Here is a 17,960-nt window from a genome sequence, read left to right as displayed (position 1 = left end):
GGGGTGAGGTTGGTACCGTGCTGGCGTGTTGAACGATGCTGCGAGCGGGCGGGCACTGGTACTCGGTGGGATCCGATCGGGAAAGTCGGCCTTCGCCGAGGAGCTGGCCGGGCGAGCGGGGGTCGTGCGGTATATCGCGACGGCCGCGGTGGATCCGAAGGACGCGGATTTCACCGAACGCGTTGCCGCGCATCGGGTTCGGCGCCCCGGGCAGTGGACGGTCGTGGAGGGCGATCCGGTGGCGGCGCTGGCCGAGCCGGTGCGCATGACGCTGGTCGACGACCTCGGAACCTGGCTGACCGGCCGAATCGACGCGCGAGCGGCATGGGAGGCGCCCCGGGGCACGGTCGCCGAGGACATCGATGCGCTGGTGTCCGCCGTCCGCGACTACCCGCGGGGTCTGGTGCTGGTGAGCCCGGAGGTCGGCCTGGGTGTGGTGCCCGCGACGCGGTCGGGACGGCTGTTCGCCGATGAGATCGGCGAGCTGAACCAGCGGCTGGCCGCGGTGTGTGACGAGGTGTACCTCGTGGTGGCGGGGGTGGCGACGCGGATCAAGCCGGGCGTCGAGGCCGGGCGCGGCACGGGTGCGGAAACCGCCGCGGTGCTGGGCGGTGGGGCGGCGCTGGGGGCGTCGGTCGCGGGCGGTGTCGGGGTGGATCCGGCCGTCGGATCGACGCCAGGTGGTGAGAAGGCAACGGCCGCAAGTACTTCCGGTGGGTCGCCGCGCCGTGCGGGTGCCACGGGCGCCGATCCGACGGCCGCGGGCGGCCATGCGGAAGGCGGAGCCGGGGTTGCCGGTGCGGGGGTGTCGGAGACCGGTGCGGCGGTATCGGCGGCCGGGGGCGTGGAAGACGCGACTGCTGGTTCCGGCGCAGGCATACCGCCGGTCGATGGGGCCGAAGGTGTGGTCGGGGGAGCCGCTACGGGCATCTCGGCTGCCGGTGGCGCGGAAAGCGCTGGCGTAGGGGCTGATTCGACGGCCGCGAATGGTGCGTCGTCGTGGATTGCGCGCGGTGGGGGGAGTTTCGATGTGCCGCCGGTTTTCGCGACCGTGCGGGCGCCGGATGCGCTGGTGCGGGCGGAGGCCGAGGCGCGGCAGCTGCGGCTGACCAAGCCGGTGGGGGCGCTGGGACGGCTCGAGGTGCTGGGGAATTGGATCGCGGCCTGTCAGGGGGCGTGTCCGCCCCGGCAATTCGAGCGGGCGCGAGTGGTGGTGTTCGCGGGCGATCATGGCGTTGCGCGACAGGGGGTTTCGGCGTACCCGAGTGAGGTGACGGCGCAGATGGTCGCCAACTTCCGCGCGGGTGGGGCCGCGGTGAATGTGCTGGCGCGGCTGGCTGGGGCCAGTGTGCGGGTGGTGGATATCGCGGTCGACGGTGATACCGATCCGGCGGTGTCCGACTACAAGATTCGGCGCTCGAGCGGTTCGATCGACCGGGAGGACGCGCTCACCGACCAGCAGGTCAACGCGGCGCTGGCCGCGGGGCGGGCGATCGCCGACGAGGAGATCGACGGCGGGGCCGATCTGTTGATCGCGGGCGATATGGGCATCGGGAACACCACGCCCGCAACGGTTCTCATCGCCTCGCTCACCGATACCGAGCCGGTGCTGGCGGTGGGCCGCGGCACCGGCGTCGACGACGCGGGCTGGATGCGCAAGACCGCGGCGGTGCGCGATGCCATGTGGCGGGCCCGGCCGCATCTGAAGGATCCGGTCGCCCTGCTGCGCGTCGCCGCGGGCGCGGACCTGGCCGCCGCCGCGGGCTATCTGGCGCAGGCCGCCGCCCGCCGCACCCCGGTCGTCCTCGACGGCGTGGTGATCACCGCGGCGGCCCTGGTGGCCGAGATGCTCGCCCCCGGCGCCAAGGACTGGTGGATCGCCGGTCATCGCTCCACCGAGCCCGCCCACCAGATGGCCCTCACCAAACTCGGCCTGCAGCCGCTGCTCGACCTCGATATGCGCCTGGGCGAGGGTTCGGGGGCATTGACCGCCCTGCCGATCCTGCGTGCCGCCGTCGAAACATTGAGCGCGATGGCCACCTTCGACGAGGCCGGGGTGAGCACGGCCGAGGCGCCGAGGGCGGTCGCTCCCTGACCGCGCGCACGCGATTCGATCCGGCCGCCGGTCCGGGATGGTGTTGCCGGTGAACGCGGTGCGGCTGGCGTTCTCGTGGTTGACCGTGCTGCCGGTGCGGGGACCCGCCGCGGTCGATCGCGTGGTCGCGGGCCGGGCGATCGCGTTCGCGCCGCTCGTCGGCGTGGCCCTCGGATTGGGCGCGACGGCGTTGATGAGGGTATTCGTCGCGGCCGGAACGAGTTTCGTGCTGGCCGGACTCTTGGTCGTCGGGGCGCTGGCACTGGTGACCCGGGGGATGCATCTGGACGGGCTGGCCGACACCGCCGACGGGCTGGGCTGTTACGGTCCGCCGGAGCGGGCCCGGGAGATCATGAAGAGCGGCGGGGTCGGTCCGTTCGCGGTCGCGGCCCTGGTCTTCGCCATTGGCGTGCAGGCGTTTTCGTACGCGGCGCTGGCCGAGTGCGGCCGGTGGTGGGCGATCGCGCTGGCGGTTGCGGTGGGCCGGGTCGCGGTGGTGCCCGCGTGCCGGGGTGCGGCGGCCGCGCCGGGGGCCGGATTCGGGGCGCTGGTGGCCGATACCCAGGGGCGAGCCACGGCCGCCGCCTGGCCGGTGATCGCCGCGTCGGCGGGACTTTTCGTGGTTCCCGGGCGGTGGTGGCTGGGCGCGGTGGCCGTCGGCGCGGCGCTGGTCGTCGCGAAACTCGTCGTCCGCCATTGTGTTCGCCGGTTCGAGGGCATCAGCGGGGACGTGCTCGGCGCCGCCGTCGAGATCGCGGTCGCGGTGACGGCGGCGGTGTTGTCGCTGCGCTGTTAGTTCCGGTCCGAGCGCGGCCGGGTGAGGGTGAAGCTGTCGACGGCCTTCAGTTCGCTGGTGGGGCCGACCAGGGCGTAATAGGTGACCGCGATGGTGGTATTCCCGCCGGGGTGGCCCGGATCGACATCGAAGGAGCAGAACCCGTAGGGATGTTCGGCATCCTTGACCGCCGACCAGGGGGCCTGCTCGAGGACATAGACGGGAGTCTTCTTCCCCGTCGCGGGGTCGGCGTCGCCGACGGCGGTGATGACGCGGCACTGCTGTCCGGGGAAGAACAGCTGGTTGGACGGAGCCGAGGTCCCGCCCCCGCCGATGACCAGGTGCACCGTCCCCTTGCTGGTATCGATCACATCGGTGCGGGTGTCGACCGGCCTGGGTGTGAGGGTCTCGGTGCCGAGGGTGCCGCGCACGGGATGCGAACGCTCGTAGTGATGTTCGTGCCCGCAGAGCACCAGATCGACCTCGTACCGGTCGAACAGCGGCAGCCACTCCTCGCGGATGGCCCGGTCGGCCCCGTTGAACCGGTCGGCCGAGGAGATGGCGGTCTGATGCATGAACACCACTATCCAGTCGATATCGCGATCGGCCCGCGCGTCGGCCAATTCGGTCTCCAGCCAACGCTTCTGGGCACCGCCGGAGTAGCCGCGCACATAGCTGTCGCCGCCGTCCTGATAGCAGATGTCGTCATTGGCCAGCGCGATCACCCGCATCCCACCGACGGTGAAGGAGTACCACAGCCCGCGTGCCAGCTCCTCGCCGCGATTGTCGGGGACGGTGAAGTACGTCTGGAACGCCTCGTACCCGATCTCGCCGTTCCCCCGTTCGTTCTCGTGATTGCCGGGCACGGGCATCCAGGGGCGATAGCGCGCCGAGCGAGAATTGCTGGCCCACCAGTCGTTCCAGGTGCGCACCCGGTCGGTGGCCAGATTGGCATAGCAGAGGTCGCCGTTGACGAGATTGAACAGCGGATTCAGCCGCTCGACCCCAGCGGTGACGTCACCGGCGAACGGGGAGCCGAGGTTGTCGTTGACGTACCTGCCGTTGTCGAGCCTGCCGAGCGTGGGCGTGCCCTGATCGCCGAAGCTGGTGAACCGGAACGCCGCCCGCCCCTTCGGCGCGGTGCGAAGGGTGCCCAGCTCCGGCGGGGCCCCGTCGTGACCGGCGGAGTAGACGTAGTCGGTATCGGGCGCGAGCCCCGTGAGCCGGGCGTGATGAGCCTGAATCTCCAGGCCCGACTTGGTATCCCGATAGGTCCGGGTGCGCGCCCGCACGACGGTGCCGAAACCGTCCGCGGCCGTCCCGAACCGCACCTTCGGATCGCTCACCGACCCGACCGTATGCCAGGACACCACCGCCTCCCGCGCGGCATCGGCCCCGAACTGCAGATGCAGCCCCGAAACTCGCGGCGCCGCAACCCGATCCGGTCCGACCAGCAATTCCGCCGACCGAGGCCAGTAGTCGATCCCGCCCTCGTCCTCCCGCAGCACCGCACTCGTCCCGGCCCCCACGGCCAGCCCGGCCAGCGCCGCCGCCCCGGATGCCCCGAACAGCCACCGCCTGCTGACGCCCCGCGACGGTTCCGCGTCCCTCTCGGTCCCCTCATGCTCGGTCATGGCCACAGCTAACCCGCAGTCGGTGCTCGAATCGCCACGACACGACCAACGGGAGGTGAACCGGGGAATCGGGAGGGACCGCCGGTGGTCGGTCCCCTACAGGCGCACCGGGTAGGTCGGCTCCTGGATATCGGGCTTGATGCGGTTCTCGACGAAGATGCCGTGCCAGATCATGAAGACCAGCAGGGTCCACAGGCGGCGGCTGTGGTCGAGAATGCCTTCGCGGTGCTGGTCGAGCATCAGCTTGATCGCCGTCTTGTCCAGCAGGTGGTCGGTCTGGGAGTCGGCGATCTGGGCGGCGGCCCAGTCGTAGAGTTCCGGGCCGCGCAGCCAATGCCGCAGCGGGACCGGGAAGCCCAGCTTGGGGCGGTGCAGGACGTGCGGGGGGACGATCGTCTCGAGCGCCTTGCGCAGGGCGTACTTGGTGGTGTCCTTGGTGATCTTCTGGTCGAACGGGATCTGCTCGGCGACGGCGAAGACCTCCGGATCCAGGAACGGCACCCGCAGCTCGAGGGAGTTGGCCATGGTCATCTTGTCGGCCTTGACCAGGATGTCGCCGCGCAACCAGGTGAACAGGTCCAGATGCTGCATGCGCGCGACCGGGTCCCAGCCTCGCGAACGGGCGTAGATCGGGGCGGTGACGTCCTGATGCGTCCACTCCGGCCGGAAATCGCGCAGCACGGCGCGCAACTGGGCGTCGTTGAAGCTGCGGGCGTTGCCGTAGTAGCGCTCCTCGAGCGTCAGCGAACCCCGATGCAGCAGACTCTTGCCCCGCGTGCCCTCCGGAATCCGCTCCGACAGCCGGCCCGCGAGCCTGCGCACCCCGCGCGGCAGGTATTCGAAGGGCTTGAGCGACAACGGCTCCCGATAGATCGTGTACCCGCCGAACAGCTCGTCGGAGCCCTCGCCCGACAGCACCACCTTGACGTGTTTACGGGCCTCCTTGGCCACGAAGTACAGCGGCACCAGCGCCGGGTCGGCCACGGGATCGTCCAGATACCAGACGATCTCGGGAATCGCGTTGGCGAAGTCCTCCGGGCTCACCACCCGGATGTAATGCTTGGCCCCGATCGCCGCGGCGGTCTCGGCGGCCACATCGGCCTCCGAGTAGCCCTCCCGCTCGAAGGCCGAGGTGAAGGTCAGCAGGTTCGGATTGTGCCGAATCGCCAGCGCCGCAATGGCCGTGGAGTCGATGCCGCCGGACAGGAACGAGCCGACGGTCACATCGGCGCGCATATGCTTGGCGACCGAATCCTCGAGCACCTCGGCGATCTCGCGGTACCGCTTGTCCTCGCCACCCGCCGCGAACGGACGCACCCGAAACCGTGGTTCGAAATACCGCTTGGGCCTGGGCTGCTCACCCGGCGACAGCGTCGCATAGCAGCCGGACTCCAGCCGCCGGATGTTCGCGTGCAGCGATTCCGGCTCCGGTACGTACTGCAGCACCGTGTAGTGCTCCAGCGCCCGCACGTCCAGCTCGTCCGAAAGCCCCAGCGCCGGAAGCAGTTCCAGCAGGCTCTTCTTCTCACTCGCATACGCGGTGCCGTTCGGCCCGGTGGCCAGGAACAGCGGTTTGATGCCGAACGGATCGCGGGCGATCACCATCTGCTTGGTCTCGCTGTCCCAGATGGCGAAGGCGAACATGCCGCGCAGCCGGGCGAACGCCTCGGTGCCCCAGAAGTGGTAGGCCGCGACGATCGACTCGCCGTCGCCCTCGGTGTGGAACCGCGCCCTGTGCTCGGCGGTGAGTTGCTCACGCAACTCGAGGTAGTTGTAGATCTCACCGTTGAACGCCAGCGCATAACGCTCGGGATTCTCCGGCGGCCCCCAGAACAGCGGCTGGTGTGAATGCTCGATATCGATGATCGACAGCCGGTTGAAGCCGAGAATGACGTGGTCGTCGTGCCAGGTGCCGCGCTCGTCGGGGCCGCGATGACGGCCACACTGCAGGGCGTCGTAGACCTGTTGTACGACGTCGTCGGTCGCCACATCGGCTGTCAGAAATCCGAGCAGTCCACACACTGCGGAGAGAACCTCGTTTCCGAATCGGGGGAGTCGGGTGAAACCCGGTCTCCGAGTATGCCGTAGGCGCGGGATTCCCGCTGGGCCCGGTGTGTCGAAATCGACCCGGTCACAACACAGCACCCGGTTTGGTCTACGCTGCGTAGTACTCGGGAACTCCCGGGGCGGATCGTGCGTTGCACCCGTCCGCCCGCGAGTGCCCCGAACGTGCTGAATATGCGCCGCCCGCAGGTCGGGCGGCGCCGAGTCGGATAGACGACCAGGAAGGCGTTGAGCGTGGCGCACAAGGCGAGCGAAGCGATAGGGGCACGACCCGGCGGAGGCGCGACCTCCGGCCGGGGCCGCATCCTTCGGCGGGCCGGGCTGGCGGTGTCCATGGGGATCACCGTGCTGCTCGTCTCGGGCTGCTCGATCGACAATCCCGTGCTTCGATTCGGCTGGCCCACGGGTGTGACCCCGCAGGCGACCAAGATGCGGGAACTGTGGACGTGGTCGGTCGTCGCCGCCCTGATCGTGGGCGTGCTGGTGTGGGGCCTGACCTTCTGGACGGTCGCCTTCCACCGCAAGAAGCCCAACTCCCCGGAGTTCCCCCGCCAGACCGGCTACAACGTGCCGCTGGAGCTGACCTACACGGCGATTCCGTTCGTGATCATCGCGGTGCTGTTCTACTTCACCGTGGTCGTGCAGAACTACGTGCACGAGAAGAGCGCCAACCCGGACGTTGTCGTCGACGTGACCGCCTTCCAGTGGAACTGGAAGTTCGGCTACCAGAAGGCCGTGCTGGCCGGTGGCCAGGTCTACGACGGTGTCGACCACACCCGCCAGGGTCTCGACCAGCGGATCATCGAGGAGTACAAGGAGCGCAAGTCGCCCAGCGGCCATCCGCAGCCGGGTCCGGTGCACGGCAAGCCCGCCAACGACATCACCTACCTGAACTACGACAAGGTCGAGACCATCGGCTCCAGCACCGAGATCCCGGTCCTGGTGCTGCCGACCAACAAGGTGATCGAGTTCCAGCTGGCCGCGGCCGATGTGATCCACTCCTTCTGGGTGCCGGAGTTCCTGTTCAAGCGGGACGTCATGCCGAACCCGAAGGAGAACCACTCCGACAACACCTTCCAGATCACCAAGATCGAGCGGGAGGGCGCCTTCGTCGGTCGCTGCGCGGAGATGTGCGGTACCTTCCACTCGATGATGAACTTCGAGGTCCGCGCGGTCACGCCGGAGAAGTTCGAGCGGTACCTGCAGGCCCGCGAGGCCGGGAAGACCAACGCCGAGGCGCTGGCGAGCATCGGCGAGTCCCCGGTGGCGGTCACCACCCACCCGTTCGATACCGAGCGCACCGCCCGCGGCGCGACCGTCGCCGAGAGCAAGTGAGGACTGAACTGACATGAAGGTCGAAGCACGCATCTTCGAGCTGCTCACGGTGTTCTTCATCATCGTGGCGGTCGTCTACGCCTTCTTCACCGCCCAGTCGCGCACCGGCGTCGAATGGGCCGGTACCACCGCGATCGTGCTGACCGCGGGCCTGACCCTGATCGTGGGCACCTACTTCCGCTTCGTGGCGCGCCGCCTCGATCTGCGCCCGGAGGACTACGAGGATGCCGAGATCGTGGACGGTGCCGGTGACCTGGGCTTCTTCTCGCCCGGCAGCTTCTGGCCCATCCTGATCGCCGCGTCCGGTTCGGTCACGGCCATCGGCTTCGCGTTCTTCCAGCTGTGGCTGATCGCGATCGGCGTGATCTGCATCCTGATCACCGTCGGCGGGCTGGTGTTCGAGTACCACCTGGGGCCCGAGAAGCACTGATCCGCTGCGCCGCCACGAATGGCGCATGACGAAGAACGCCCGGTCGTCTCCGACCGGGCGTTCTTCGTCGATTCAGAGGCCGTGCGTGCCGCGCGCGGGCGCCGCGGCCAGGGTCGTCTCGATTCGGTCGAGCTTGGTCTCGATGCGCTCGAGGTCCTCCGCGTCGACTCGGAACAGCCAATGCTTCGCGCCGAGCAGCAGGATCGCCTGGAAGACGAGCTGCAGCCACTCGCTCTGCCAGTTCTCCAATGTGCTGGTCAGGAAATCGGGCCAGTAGCCGGACCACTCGAAGGCCTGCCCGTGCGACTGCTGCGTGTTGCGGTACTCGATCAGCTGGGCGAAGAACTGGCCGATCCACGACCCCACGAACAGAAGGAGCAGCACGTAGACCGCTCCCCATCGCCGAATATGGGACATGCGGCAGCGATACCCCGGCTATCGAGGGCCAATCCGCGCCGGGGACTTCGCTAGTCGGTCGTGTGATACAGCCGGGCCCGTTCGGCGCGACAGATGTCGTCGATGCCGGAGTCGATGTCGCGCAGCAGCTCCGGGCTGCCGGACTTGGCCGAATAGGTGCCGGTGGGTCGGAGGCGGCAGGTGAAGGAGATGAAGCCGTGGTCCTCGCTGGACTGCTCGTGCAGATAGGGGGAGCGCACGCCGTAGGTGAGGGCGGAGATGACCGTGAACGCGCCGTTGCGCTCGCGATGCTCGGTCAGCAGGTCGTGCAGCTGGTGGAAGACCGCGGTGTAGGTCGACAGCGGGGCGAACACCGCGACGCGGTAGGCCGGACCGCGCTCGGAGGAGGTGATCACCGTATCGGCGAGATATTCCGCATCGCGCAGGGTCAGCACCTTCGGTGCGAACATCAGCGCACCGGCGGCGGCGTTGCGGACCGGCATACCGGCCGGGCCCTTGGCCGCGGAGGCGATGGCGCCCAGCGATTTGCGGGCCCGGGCGCCGAGCTCGCGACGGGCGCGCAGCGACGGGGTGGCCGCGGTCGGATGCAGGCTCGACCACTGGCCGAAGCGCACGGTGCCCAGCTGGATATTGCCGGTGCCGACCGGCCGCGAGACCCGCAGCGGCGCGGTGTCGACCCAGCGGCCGACCTGGAGCATGGCGTCGCCGGGCCGCACGATCTCGGCGAGCGAATGTTCGACGAAGGTGTCGAAGTCCAGGAACCGGTGCGCGTCGGAGGTCAGCCAGGTGTGGTCCTTGTCGACCTCGACGGCCTCGAGGGTGAGCGCGGTGATGATGCCCGCGCGGCCGCCGCTGCCGAGGATGCGGCGGAACCGGTCGGCGTGGTGGTTGCGCCCGCAGGTGCCGAATCGGCCCTCGGGGTCCACGTATTCGAGCGAGACGACATTGTCGCTGAACATGCCGTAGCGGTGCGAGGCGCCGCTGAGCCCGCCCACGGCCGCGAAGCCGCCCGCGGTGATCTCGCGGTGGTCGCCCACGATCGGCAGGCCCAGCTTGTGCGCGGCCAGGGTGCGATCGATATCGGACAGGCGGGCGCCCGCCTGCACGCGGACCAGCCGGGCGTCGGCGTCGACGGCCTGCACCCGGTTCATCCGCCGCAGCGACAGCACGACGCGTCGATCGGGCGGACCGAGTTCGTCCTCGGTGGGTTCACCGCCGTAGACGGTCAGTGGTTGCGGCCGTGAATCGCGAACTGTACGAACGACATCCGCGGTGTCGCGGGGTAGATATTCCTCCGGCAGTGCGGCCAGCGTCGTGCTCATGGCCCCACAGCTAACCACACCCGCGGCGCTTCGTCTGCCCCTGGCGTAGCGGCTTGGTGACGGCCGTGGTGAAGGGGCGTCGGTGGCGTGAAAGCGCCACGTTTCGGATCGGTGTGGTCGGTCGCTCAGGCGTGGATATTCGCATGCGACAGCCAGGTTCGGGCCGCGGCCGCCGTGCGGAGCCGGATGATTCGGACGTCGGGGTGATTTCGGGCGAGCTGTTCGGTGCGGGCGCGGCGATAGCCGTGCCGGGCCCAGGCCCAGCGGATCGGATGTTCGGGCGAGAGCCAGTCGCGGAAGGATTCGCGGTTGCCGTTCCACAGTTCCGCGCGGAGCAGGGCGCGGGTGACCGAACGGCGGATCACCCGCTGCATCACCGTGCGCCGCGGCAGATCCAGCCAGACGACGGTGTCGGCGCGGTCCCAGAGCCGATCGCCGAGCAGGGAGTGGTACTGGTCCTCGGTGACCCAGTGCGGACCGGTGCTGAAGCGTTCGACGTCGGATTCGAACTCGGGACGCCTGGTCCAGCCTGGGCCGTGGTGCAGGGCGTCGAGTTCGTGATACGGCAGGCCGAGGCGGCGCGCCAATGCCCTTGCCATGGTGGTCTTTCCGGCACCCGAAATGCCGGATACCAGGATCCGTTGCACCGGGCCGAGCCTAGTGCCCGGGCGGCGCGGTGTGACATGCGGCGGAGTCCTTGTGGTGAGCGCGGCGCGCGGGGTTAGCTGAGGATATGAGCACGGTTCTCGTGACCGGGGGCACCGGAGCCCTCGGCAAGCGGATAGTCGAGCGGCTGCGGGTGCGGGGCCACGAGGTGCGGGTGCTGTCCCGCCGCGAGGGCGCCGGAACGCATGTGGGGGATCTGGCCACCGGTGAGGGGGTGCGGGCGGCCGCGCAGGGCGCGGAGCTGATGGTGCACGCGGCCTCGGACTTCCGGCGCTCCGGCAAACCCGATGTGGCGCAGACCCGCAATCTGCTGACGGTCGCCGGTGACGTGCGGCAACTGCTGTACGTGTCGATCGTGGGCATCGATCGGATTCCGCTGCGGTACTACCGCAACAAGCTCGCCTGCGAGGAGCTGATCTCCGGAAGCCCGGTGCCGCATACCATCCTGCGCGCCACCCAGTTTCACGATCTGGTCGCCACCGCCCTGCGGGCGGCCGAGCGGCTGCCGATCGCGCCGCTGCCGACGGACTTCCGGTTCCAGCCGGTCGCCACCGAGGACGTCGCCCTGCGGGTCGCCGATCTCGTCGAGGACGATCCGCGGGGCCGCGCACCGGATTTCGGCGGCCCCGAGGTCCTGACGCTGGCCGAGCTGGCCGAGACCTGGCGTCGGCATCGCGGCCGCCCCCGCCGCATCGTGCGAATCCCGTTGCCGGGCAAGGTCGCCCACGGCTATCGCACCGGCGCCAACCTCTGTCCCGAGCATCCCGACGGGGTGCAGACCTGGGCCGAATATGTCGCCGGAGATCCGGAGGCCTCCTACCGGCTGCGTGGGTAGCCGTTCAGGTCGCGGTCGCCTCGCTCGGCGCGCCCTGGCCCGTCAGGACGCGGTCGCCTCGATGTCCGCGCCGGGGGTGAGTGCGAGTTTGCCGTGCCGCTCGGGTAGTTCGATATGGACCGCGAGCGGGCCGCGGGCGGGGCGGTCGGATTCGGTCGGGAACCAGATGCGGTCGGTCCGGGCCAGGATCAGCAGGCCGTCGTGGTCGCCGACCGGGGCGAAGTCCGGGAGCTGCGGCGGGAAGGGCGGCAGGTCGAAGGTTTCGGCGAGGGTGCGTACCGCGGCGGGGACGTCGGGCACGCCGATGCCCACCTCGCTGATCGACAGCAGCCGTGGCGTGCTCCCGTCCCCGCCGGTACGGTCCGTATCGGCTTGGCGGGCAATGAGTTCCAGGACGATGCCCTCCGGGCCGTGGAAGTAGAGCGAGCGCGACAGCCACCCCTCGGGACCGTCGATCAGCTCCGATCCGTTCGCCCGGATGAGCTCGACCCGCTCGCGCAGCCAGGCGAGGGCGGTGTCGAGATCGCCCGGGGTGATGCCGAAGGCGAGGTGATGCACCCCGGCGAACGCCTCGTCCCGAGTGATGATCAATCGGCTCGTGCCGATGTCGACGCGCAGCCGGTCGGCCGACTGCTCGGTCGGAAGTCGCAGCACATCGCGGTAGAAGTCGGCCTGTGCCCGCAGGTCCGTCGCGGTGAGGGCTACTTCACGAATTCTCATCGGTTCCTCCATATCGTCGGTCCCGACGGTAGAACCTGAAGTCCACTCGAGGTCAAGTGCGGGTCGTCGTCGATCCGAGATCTTTTTCGTGCCAACGCCTTTCGCTATTGCGCCGCCTGGGGGAGGCGAGGAGGATGGCCGGAAAGATGACCGAGGGGAGCAGTGTCGTGAGGGTCGGGGTCGACAGTGCGTGGAGGGCAATTCCGGGGCCGGAGGGTGGTGGGCCCGCCGATATCGCTGCCGCGGGCGGGCTGCACAACTATCAGCTGACGCTGCACGACGAGTACGGGCCGGTGGTGCGATTCGTCCTGCCCGGTACGGCTCGGGCGGTGTCGATCGCCGATCCGGTGCTGCTCGAGCCGGTCGCCAGGATCGATGCGCGGCCGCAGCGGTTGTTCGAATTCCTTGCCCCACTGCAGGAGTCGGGCAATCTGCAGACCATGACCGCCGCCGAACACGCACCGTGGCGGCGGGTGCTGCTGTCGGTGCTGGCCGGACGGCAGTCGCACGAGGCGCATTTCAAGCAGTTCGTGGCGCTGACCCGGGAGCTGGCCGACCGGTGGGCCGCCGCCGGCGGCCCGATCGGGTTGCAGCACGATCTCAGTGCGCTGTCGCTGCGAATGATCTGCGCCTATGCGCTGGGCTCGGATTGGCGATCGGAGCGGGCGGCGCGGGTGGTGGCGGCGTTCCAGGAGGTGCTGGGGGAGTATCTGGGGCGGCTGTACGAGCCCGACGGTGGTGACGAGGCGCGCGCCGAGGCGGCCCTGGCATATCTGCGGGCGACCGTCGACGAGGTCCTGGCCGCGCACGCGACCGAGGCGCCGGAATCGGTCGACCGCAGCGACCTCATCGCCGCGCTGGCGGCCGCGGGCCAACCGGCCGCGCGGATTCGCGACACGGTGCTGATGACGATGCTCGCCGCCCATCACACCACCGGTGTGGCGGTCTCGTGGACCCTCTATCTGCTCGCCCGCCACCCCGCGATCGCCGACCGGGTCGCCGAGGAGGTGCGCGCGGTGCTCCGGGACCGGGACGCGCCCGCCTACGGCGACCTCAAACGCCTGCGCTATTTGCGGATGGTGCTGCAGGAGACGATGCGGCTGTATCCACCCGGCCCCTACGGCGCCCGGGAGGCGACCGAGGACATGACCATCGGCGGCCATCCGATCCCGGTCGGGACCACCATCTTCCTGCCGTTCCGCGCCGTGCACATGAACCCCGAATACTGGCCCGCCCCCGCCGAATTCGACCCCGAACGCTTCGCCCCGGAACGAATCGCCGAACGCCACCGCTTCGCCTACCTGCCCTTCGGCCTCGGCCCGCGCGGCTGCGAGGGCGCGGCCCTGGCCATGGTCGAGGCGCAGCTGGTGCTGGCGATGCTGATCCGGCGCTTCCGATTCGAACTCGTCGCCGGACACGAGGTCACACCCGTCGAGCGTTTCGTGCTGTGGGCGGCCGAGGACATCCGCGTGCACCTCAGACCGCGCGGTTAGCGACCTCCATCGGCACATTCTGCCGAATTCGCCCGGTTCGTAAGCGCGGGACGCTTAGGGTGGGTGCACTCGTCGCTGGGATTTGCTGTGCTGTTCGTTCTGTCTCGCCTGCTGGGGCGCCTCGAGCCGTTGCTCGGTTGGCTGACTCCGATCGTGGTGATCTCCTTCGTGTTCGCGACCAGCTGGCCGCTGATGGCGCTGGCCGAGCCCGCGGACAGCGAACTGGTGCGACCGGCGAACTACTGGTGGTTCTTCGTGGTCACCGCCGCCACCGTGGGCTACGGCGATTTCTTCCCGAAGACCGGCCTCGGCCACGTCGTCGGCGCGTACGTGATCATCGGCGGCATCGTCGCCCTCACCACCGTATTCACCCGGCTGGTGAGCACACTGTCGGAGGCGAAAGGCCGAATCGTGCAGGGAACCATCACCGTCCGCGCCACCGGGCACACGGTGCTCCTCGGCTATCTCCCCGGCCGCACCGAACGCCTCGTCACCGACCTGTTGGCCGACGGCTGCCCGCGCCTGGTGCTGTGCGCCTGGTCCGACACTCCCACCCACCCGATGCCCGACCGCACCGTCGATTTCGTGCGCGGCGACCTGACCGACGAGGCCACCCTCCGCCGCGCCGGAGTCCATCGCGCGGCCGTCGTCCTGGTCGACGCCCGCGACGACAACGAGGCCCTGGCCCTGGCCACCATCGTCGACCACCTCAACCCCAACGCCCACACCGTGGTCACCCTGCGCGATCTGGACCGCACCACCCTGCTCCACTACGTGGACCCGAAAATCCGCTGCGTCCAATGGCATTCCCCCCGCATGATCACCGAGGAGATGACCTCCCCCGGCATCACCGAGGTCTACACCGACCTCATGACCCACGGCGGCGCGGACACCTATTCGGTGACGATCCCGGACTCGATCGGCCCACTGACGATGGAACAGTGCCAGATCACCCTGGGCCGCCACCACGGCATCACGGTCCTCGCCATCCGCACCGCCGACGGGTTGACCGTAAACCCCGGCTGGGCAACGGAACTCGAGGCGGGGACGGTGCTGTACTACATCGGGCCTCGCCGACTGACATCCGACGAACTGCGTCGGGCGTTCTAGCGGCCTCGGCTTTCGGCCGCTTTGCGGATCAGTTCGCGGGCCCCCGCGCCGGTGACCGATTGTTTGACGAGGATGTCGAAGGCTCGACCGTAAAGGGCGATTTCCCGCGGTTGGGTGATGGTGAGCTCGGCCGTGACGTTCTCGACCATGACCCGCTTGTCGTCGAAGATCATGAAGTTCTGCATCGGCACCCGGTATTGCGCTGTATCCGAGACGATTCCGAGAAGTACTCGCGGCATGCCCACCACAGCATGCAGCCGATCCAGCTGGCCGAGCATCACCTGGTCATTGCCTACCGTCGTCCGCAAGGCCTGCTCGGCTACGACGAAATGAAAACGATGGTTTCGTCGGTAGAGAATCTGCTGTCTTTCCAACCTCTTGGCCACACCCGCGTCCAGATCGTTCGGAACTCCTTGGAACTCGATGACGCTGCGCAGGACACCCTCCGCGTATTCGGCGGTCTGAAGCAGCCCCGGTACCAACGTCGGATGATAGACGCGCAGGTACTCCGTCTCCGATTCCAGCTTGATCGAAGCCTGCTGACGCCTTCTCGTTCCTGTCCCGAGTATCCGCCGCCACTCCAGATAGGCGGCTTCGATATTGCGGGCGGTGGCTATGAGGTCCGGCAGCTGTCGCTCGGCGCCGGTCAGCGAGCACCAGGCCCTGATATCGTCCTCCGTCGGCTTGGTCTTTCCGTATTCGATTTTCGAGACCTTGGTTTGATGCCACCCGGCCCGCCGCGCCAGCTCGGTGCCCGAGAGGCCCGCGTCCAGACGAAGCTCCCGGAGACGCCCTCCGAGAGCCTCCCTCTCCTGGTGAACCGAGCCGGTCACCGCTCGCGGTATTCCGGCAACGGAACTGCGATGGCCCAGACCCGATTCTTCACGGCACGGACGTAGTCGACGATCCTGGGATCGACCGTGACCGCCCCTCCGGTCCAGCGCCCGACCTCTCCCGGTTCGAACAGAGTGAAGGCCACGACCTCGTCGTCGAATATCCACCAATCGTCGACGGTCAGCTCGTCCGGATCGATCAGATGGCGTGCGAGATAACGGATTTCCTCCCCGGCCTCCATGTTCAAGCGGGCAACGTGCTTCGCGTATCGGGTGTAGTCGTTGTGTGGCTCGGTGACCACCCTCGCTCGCTTGACGGCCACGCCCCTGGACGTCGTCTCCCGCACCAGGTTCAACCAGGGCTGGAACCACTCGTAGTCGTCGGGGCTGTTCGCGAGGAAGCGCTGAAGCGGTGGGTAGTCGTCGGGATAGTAGTTATCCCTCACCTCGAGGTGGAAGGCCTCCCTCTTCGCCGCGCGAAATAGATCGTCAAACGAGTTGCCCTGCGCCAGAAGCATGTCCGTGGAAAGTCCTTTCCATCTTGGGGACCTCGACGCACGCCTCGTCCGGATAAATGTCCATCCGATCGAGTGCTTCGAGGTCGGTGACCGGTGTGCCGGACAGGACGAAGGTTCCGCGCCCGCTATCGGCGAGAGGAGCGCCGATGTACGTATCCGGCTGAAGGAAGCCGAGCAGGAGATGCGGTATCTCGATGGATTCCGGTGTGTTCGTCTTCCATCCCTGAACGATGTAGGTGTTTCTGTCGGTGGCATACAGCGAGGGACACCCGCCGCCTTCGGTGCCGCCCTTGCCCAAGAACAGTAACCACATGATCGGAGCCTCCTGTCGAAGGGTTCATGCGCACTCATGCTTGCGCTCATCCGATGGTCTCGCAGTCACATGCCTTCTGTGCACTGATTATGGGAAACAAGCATATTGGAGCATGAGCATGGACTCTCGATGAATCGCTTCGTAGCGTCACATGGCATCAGATCCGCGACGGCAGTGACGGGAGCTGGAGATGTGCAGGTGGGCGAGACTTTTTGTGTTCGACGGCGGTGTGCTGGAGCTCTTCGACTACGGCGATGAACCCGACGAGGACAGCGGTCCTGGAGTCTATCTCGAACTGTTCGTCCCGAGCGGGTCGGTGTCCAGGTGCCTCCCAGTCGGCCCGGAGGAGCAGGACGACGAGGACGAGGTGGCGGCGTCGTGATCGATTTCGACTGGCACACAGGAATTCTCATTGTGCTCTGCCTGTCGCTGTCGATCTTCGTCCTCGCGACATTCCTTCCTCGTCGTCCCTCGAATACGAGAACCGGAACTGCACTCGGCCGCGGCTCACGCCGTGGTGCCGAGCGATTGTGTGATCCGGTCGGCGGTGGCGCGGACCGCGGCGCCCATGGTTTCGAGTTCGGTTGCCGACAGGTGGGTGTCGGGGCAGGCGACGATGGTGGCGGTGACGGTGGTGGGGGTGGTGGTGAAGATGGGGGCGGCGACCGTGACCACCGCGTTGTCGGGGCCGAGTTCGGTGGGGAGGTAGTCGATGGTGATCAGGTCGGCGATGAGGGCGTTGAGGCGGTGGCGGAGGGGGTCGGTGACGGGGGAATCGCGCAGGGACGCCAGGGCTTCGAGCATGGGGGCGGAATCGTCGGCCAGGCGCTCGACCGAGTAGCCGCGGGTGCGGATGGCGTCGAGGACGGTCAGCAGGCGGTCGCGGTGGGTGGGGTCGGCGGTCGCTAGCCAGGCGGCGCGATCGGATTCCGGTGCCCAGGCGATGAACTCGCGGGCGACCGGGGGTGCGAGGGGGAGGCGGCGGCCCGGACGGATCCAGGGGACCGAGGGGGTGCCGAGCACCTCGGTGATGAGGATGGAGTCGGCGTCGCGCTCGGCGAGGAAGACCGGAACCCGCAGGCGGGCGGTGAGTTCGCGCATGGGTTCCTGGGCGAGGCGGCGCAGCGGGAACGCGGCCTCGGCCCGGCGGGCGACCGTGAGCAGGCCTAGGCCCAGGCCGTAGTTGCCGCCCGCGTCCCGGATCGTCCAGCCGTCGGCGCTCAGCTGGGTCAGCACCGCGTGGGCGGTGGCCCGGGACATGCCGGTCTCGCGGACGATCCGCGCGAGGGACAGGTGCTCGGCTGGGCGGCGGGAGAGCAGCTCGATCACCTGCACCACGCGGTGGGTGGGCGGGGATGCGGGGGCGGTGCCGGAACCCATTTCTGAAACAGGTTCTTGAC

Annotated in this window: 18 protein-coding genes; 8 read left to right on the top strand and 10 right to left on the bottom strand. The window is 68.5% G+C overall.

The genetic code is table 11. The features are described from left to right. The first annotated feature begins 25 nt into the window (after positions 1 to 25). Positions 26 to 2,095 (top strand): nicotinate-nucleotide--dimethylbenzimidazole phosphoribosyltransferase, encoded by a 2,070-nt coding sequence (cobT, locus tag NDR87_RS07970; protein ID WP_251910482.1) that lies wholly within the window; start codon positions 26 to 28, stop codon positions 2,093 to 2,095. 49 nt (positions 2,096 to 2,144) lie between these two features. Further along, positions 2,145 to 2,891, top strand: a complete 747-nt coding sequence (locus NDR87_RS07965) for an adenosylcobinamide-GDP ribazoletransferase (RefSeq protein ID WP_251910481.1) — start codon at positions 2,145 to 2,147, stop codon at positions 2,889 to 2,891. On the opposite strand, the gene NDR87_RS07960 is transcribed toward NDR87_RS07965, so the two are convergent. Both NDR87_RS07960 and asnB read right to left on the bottom strand, forming a co-directional pair. Then, entirely contained in the window at positions 2,888 to 4,504 is a 1,617-nt protein-coding gene (locus NDR87_RS07960; RefSeq protein ID WP_251910480.1) for a metallophosphoesterase family protein, read from the bottom strand. The genes NDR87_RS07965 and NDR87_RS07960 overlap by 4 nt on opposite strands. Before the next feature lie 96 nt (positions 4,505 to 4,600). Further along, positions 4,601 to 6,526, bottom strand: coding sequence for an asparagine synthase (glutamine-hydrolyzing) (gene asnB / locus NDR87_RS07955; RefSeq protein WP_251910479.1), 1,926 nt, complete (start codon positions 6,524 to 6,526; stop codon positions 4,601 to 4,603). A 375-nt stretch (positions 6,527 to 6,901) separates the two neighbouring features. On the opposite strand from asnB, the gene NDR87_RS07950 reads away from it, so the two are divergent. After that, the gene (locus tag NDR87_RS07950) at positions 6,902 to 7,903 is read left to right on the top strand and encodes a cytochrome c oxidase subunit II (RefSeq protein WP_251910847.1); all 1,002 of its coding nucleotides are present in this window, start codon (positions 6,902 to 6,904) and stop codon (positions 7,901 to 7,903) included. Between the two features lie 13 nt (positions 7,904 to 7,916). Next, complete coding sequence (locus NDR87_RS07945; RefSeq protein WP_251910478.1) at positions 7,917 to 8,333, top strand: cytochrome c oxidase subunit 4; 417 nt, start codon at positions 7,917 to 7,919, stop codon at positions 8,331 to 8,333. A gap of 72 nt (positions 8,334 to 8,405) precedes the next feature. Here the strand turns inward: NDR87_RS07945 and NDR87_RS07940 are convergent, their stop codons facing one another. The 3 genes from NDR87_RS07940 to NDR87_RS07930 form a co-directional block, all read right to left on the bottom strand. Then, positions 8,406 to 8,750 carry a DUF6766 family protein gene (locus NDR87_RS07940; protein ID WP_286013234.1) on the bottom strand — a complete coding sequence of 115 codons (345 nt, stop codon included), beginning with the start codon at positions 8,748 to 8,750 and terminating at the stop codon, positions 8,406 to 8,408. 50 nt (positions 8,751 to 8,800) lie between these two features. Next, a complete protein-coding gene (locus tag NDR87_RS07935) occupies positions 8,801 to 10,072 on the bottom strand; it encodes an FAD-binding oxidoreductase (protein ID WP_251910476.1) in 1,272 nt (423 codons plus the stop codon). Positions 10,073 to 10,197: 125 nt separating this feature from the next. Then, positions 10,198 to 10,719 carry an AAA family ATPase gene (locus NDR87_RS07930; protein WP_251910475.1) on the bottom strand — a complete coding sequence of 174 codons (522 nt, stop codon included), beginning with the start codon at positions 10,717 to 10,719 and terminating at the stop codon, positions 10,198 to 10,200. Between the two features lie 86 nt (positions 10,720 to 10,805). Here NDR87_RS07930 and NDR87_RS07925 point away from each other — a divergent pair, with 86 nt between their 5' ends. Further along, positions 10,806 to 11,573 carry an SDR family oxidoreductase gene (locus tag NDR87_RS07925; RefSeq protein ID WP_251910474.1) on the top strand — a complete coding sequence of 256 codons (768 nt, stop codon included), beginning with the start codon at positions 10,806 to 10,808 and terminating at the stop codon, positions 11,571 to 11,573. A 42-nt stretch (positions 11,574 to 11,615) separates the two neighbouring features. Here NDR87_RS07925 and NDR87_RS07920 read toward each other — a convergent pair whose 3' ends face one another. After that, complete coding sequence (locus NDR87_RS07920; protein WP_251910473.1) at positions 11,616 to 12,293, bottom strand: VOC family protein; 678 nt, start codon at positions 12,291 to 12,293, stop codon at positions 11,616 to 11,618. A 167-nt stretch (positions 12,294 to 12,460) separates the two neighbouring features. Between NDR87_RS07920 and NDR87_RS07915 the strand changes: the two genes are divergently transcribed. Together NDR87_RS07915 and NDR87_RS07910 are read left to right on the top strand one after the other, a co-directional pair. After that, positions 12,461 to 13,786 (top strand): cytochrome P450, encoded by a 1,326-nt coding sequence (locus tag NDR87_RS07915; RefSeq protein WP_251910472.1) that lies wholly within the window; start codon positions 12,461 to 12,463, stop codon positions 13,784 to 13,786. Between the two features lie 87 nt (positions 13,787 to 13,873). Continuing rightward, the gene (locus NDR87_RS07910; protein WP_251910471.1) at positions 13,874 to 14,896 is read left to right on the top strand and encodes an NAD-binding protein; all 1,023 of its coding nucleotides are present in this window, start codon (positions 13,874 to 13,876) and stop codon (positions 14,894 to 14,896) included. Here NDR87_RS07910 and NDR87_RS07905 read toward each other — a convergent pair. From NDR87_RS07905 to NDR87_RS07895, 3 genes are read right to left on the bottom strand one after another with little or no spacing between them, the layout of a single operon-like run. Next, positions 14,893 to 15,729, bottom strand: a complete 837-nt coding sequence (locus NDR87_RS07905) for a helix-turn-helix transcriptional regulator (RefSeq protein ID WP_251910470.1) — start codon at positions 15,727 to 15,729, stop codon at positions 14,893 to 14,895. The genes NDR87_RS07910 and NDR87_RS07905 overlap by 4 nt on opposite strands. Next, entirely contained in the window at positions 15,726 to 16,247 is a 522-nt protein-coding gene (locus NDR87_RS07900; protein ID WP_251910469.1) for a DUF6879 family protein, read from the bottom strand. Before NDR87_RS07900 ends, NDR87_RS07905 begins: the two co-directional genes overlap by 4 nt. Further along, positions 16,219 to 16,560: a hypothetical protein gene (locus tag NDR87_RS07895; protein WP_251910468.1), complete on the bottom strand. Its 342-nt coding sequence runs from the start codon at positions 16,558 to 16,560 to the stop codon at positions 16,219 to 16,221. Before NDR87_RS07895 ends, NDR87_RS07900 begins: the two co-directional genes overlap by 29 nt. A 190-nt stretch (positions 16,561 to 16,750) precedes the next feature. Here NDR87_RS07895 and NDR87_RS07890 point away from each other — a divergent pair, with 190 nt between their 5' ends. Next, positions 16,751 to 16,942, top strand: coding sequence for a hypothetical protein (locus NDR87_RS07890; RefSeq protein WP_251910466.1), 192 nt, complete (start codon positions 16,751 to 16,753; stop codon positions 16,940 to 16,942). A 125-nt stretch (positions 16,943 to 17,067) separates the two neighbouring features. Here the strand turns inward: NDR87_RS07890 and NDR87_RS07885 are convergent, their stop codons facing one another. Then, positions 17,068 to 17,940 (bottom strand): helix-turn-helix domain-containing protein, encoded by an 873-nt coding sequence (locus NDR87_RS07885; protein ID WP_251910465.1) that lies wholly within the window; start codon positions 17,938 to 17,940, stop codon positions 17,068 to 17,070. Positions 17,941 to 17,960: the final 20 nt, after the last annotated feature.

It is taken from the genome of Nocardia sp. CDC159, assembly GCF_023740735.1.
Lineage (GTDB): Bacteria > Actinomycetota > Actinomycetes > Mycobacteriales > Mycobacteriaceae > Nocardia > Nocardia pulmonis.
This window is presented reverse-complemented; position numbering and strand designations above follow the sequence as displayed.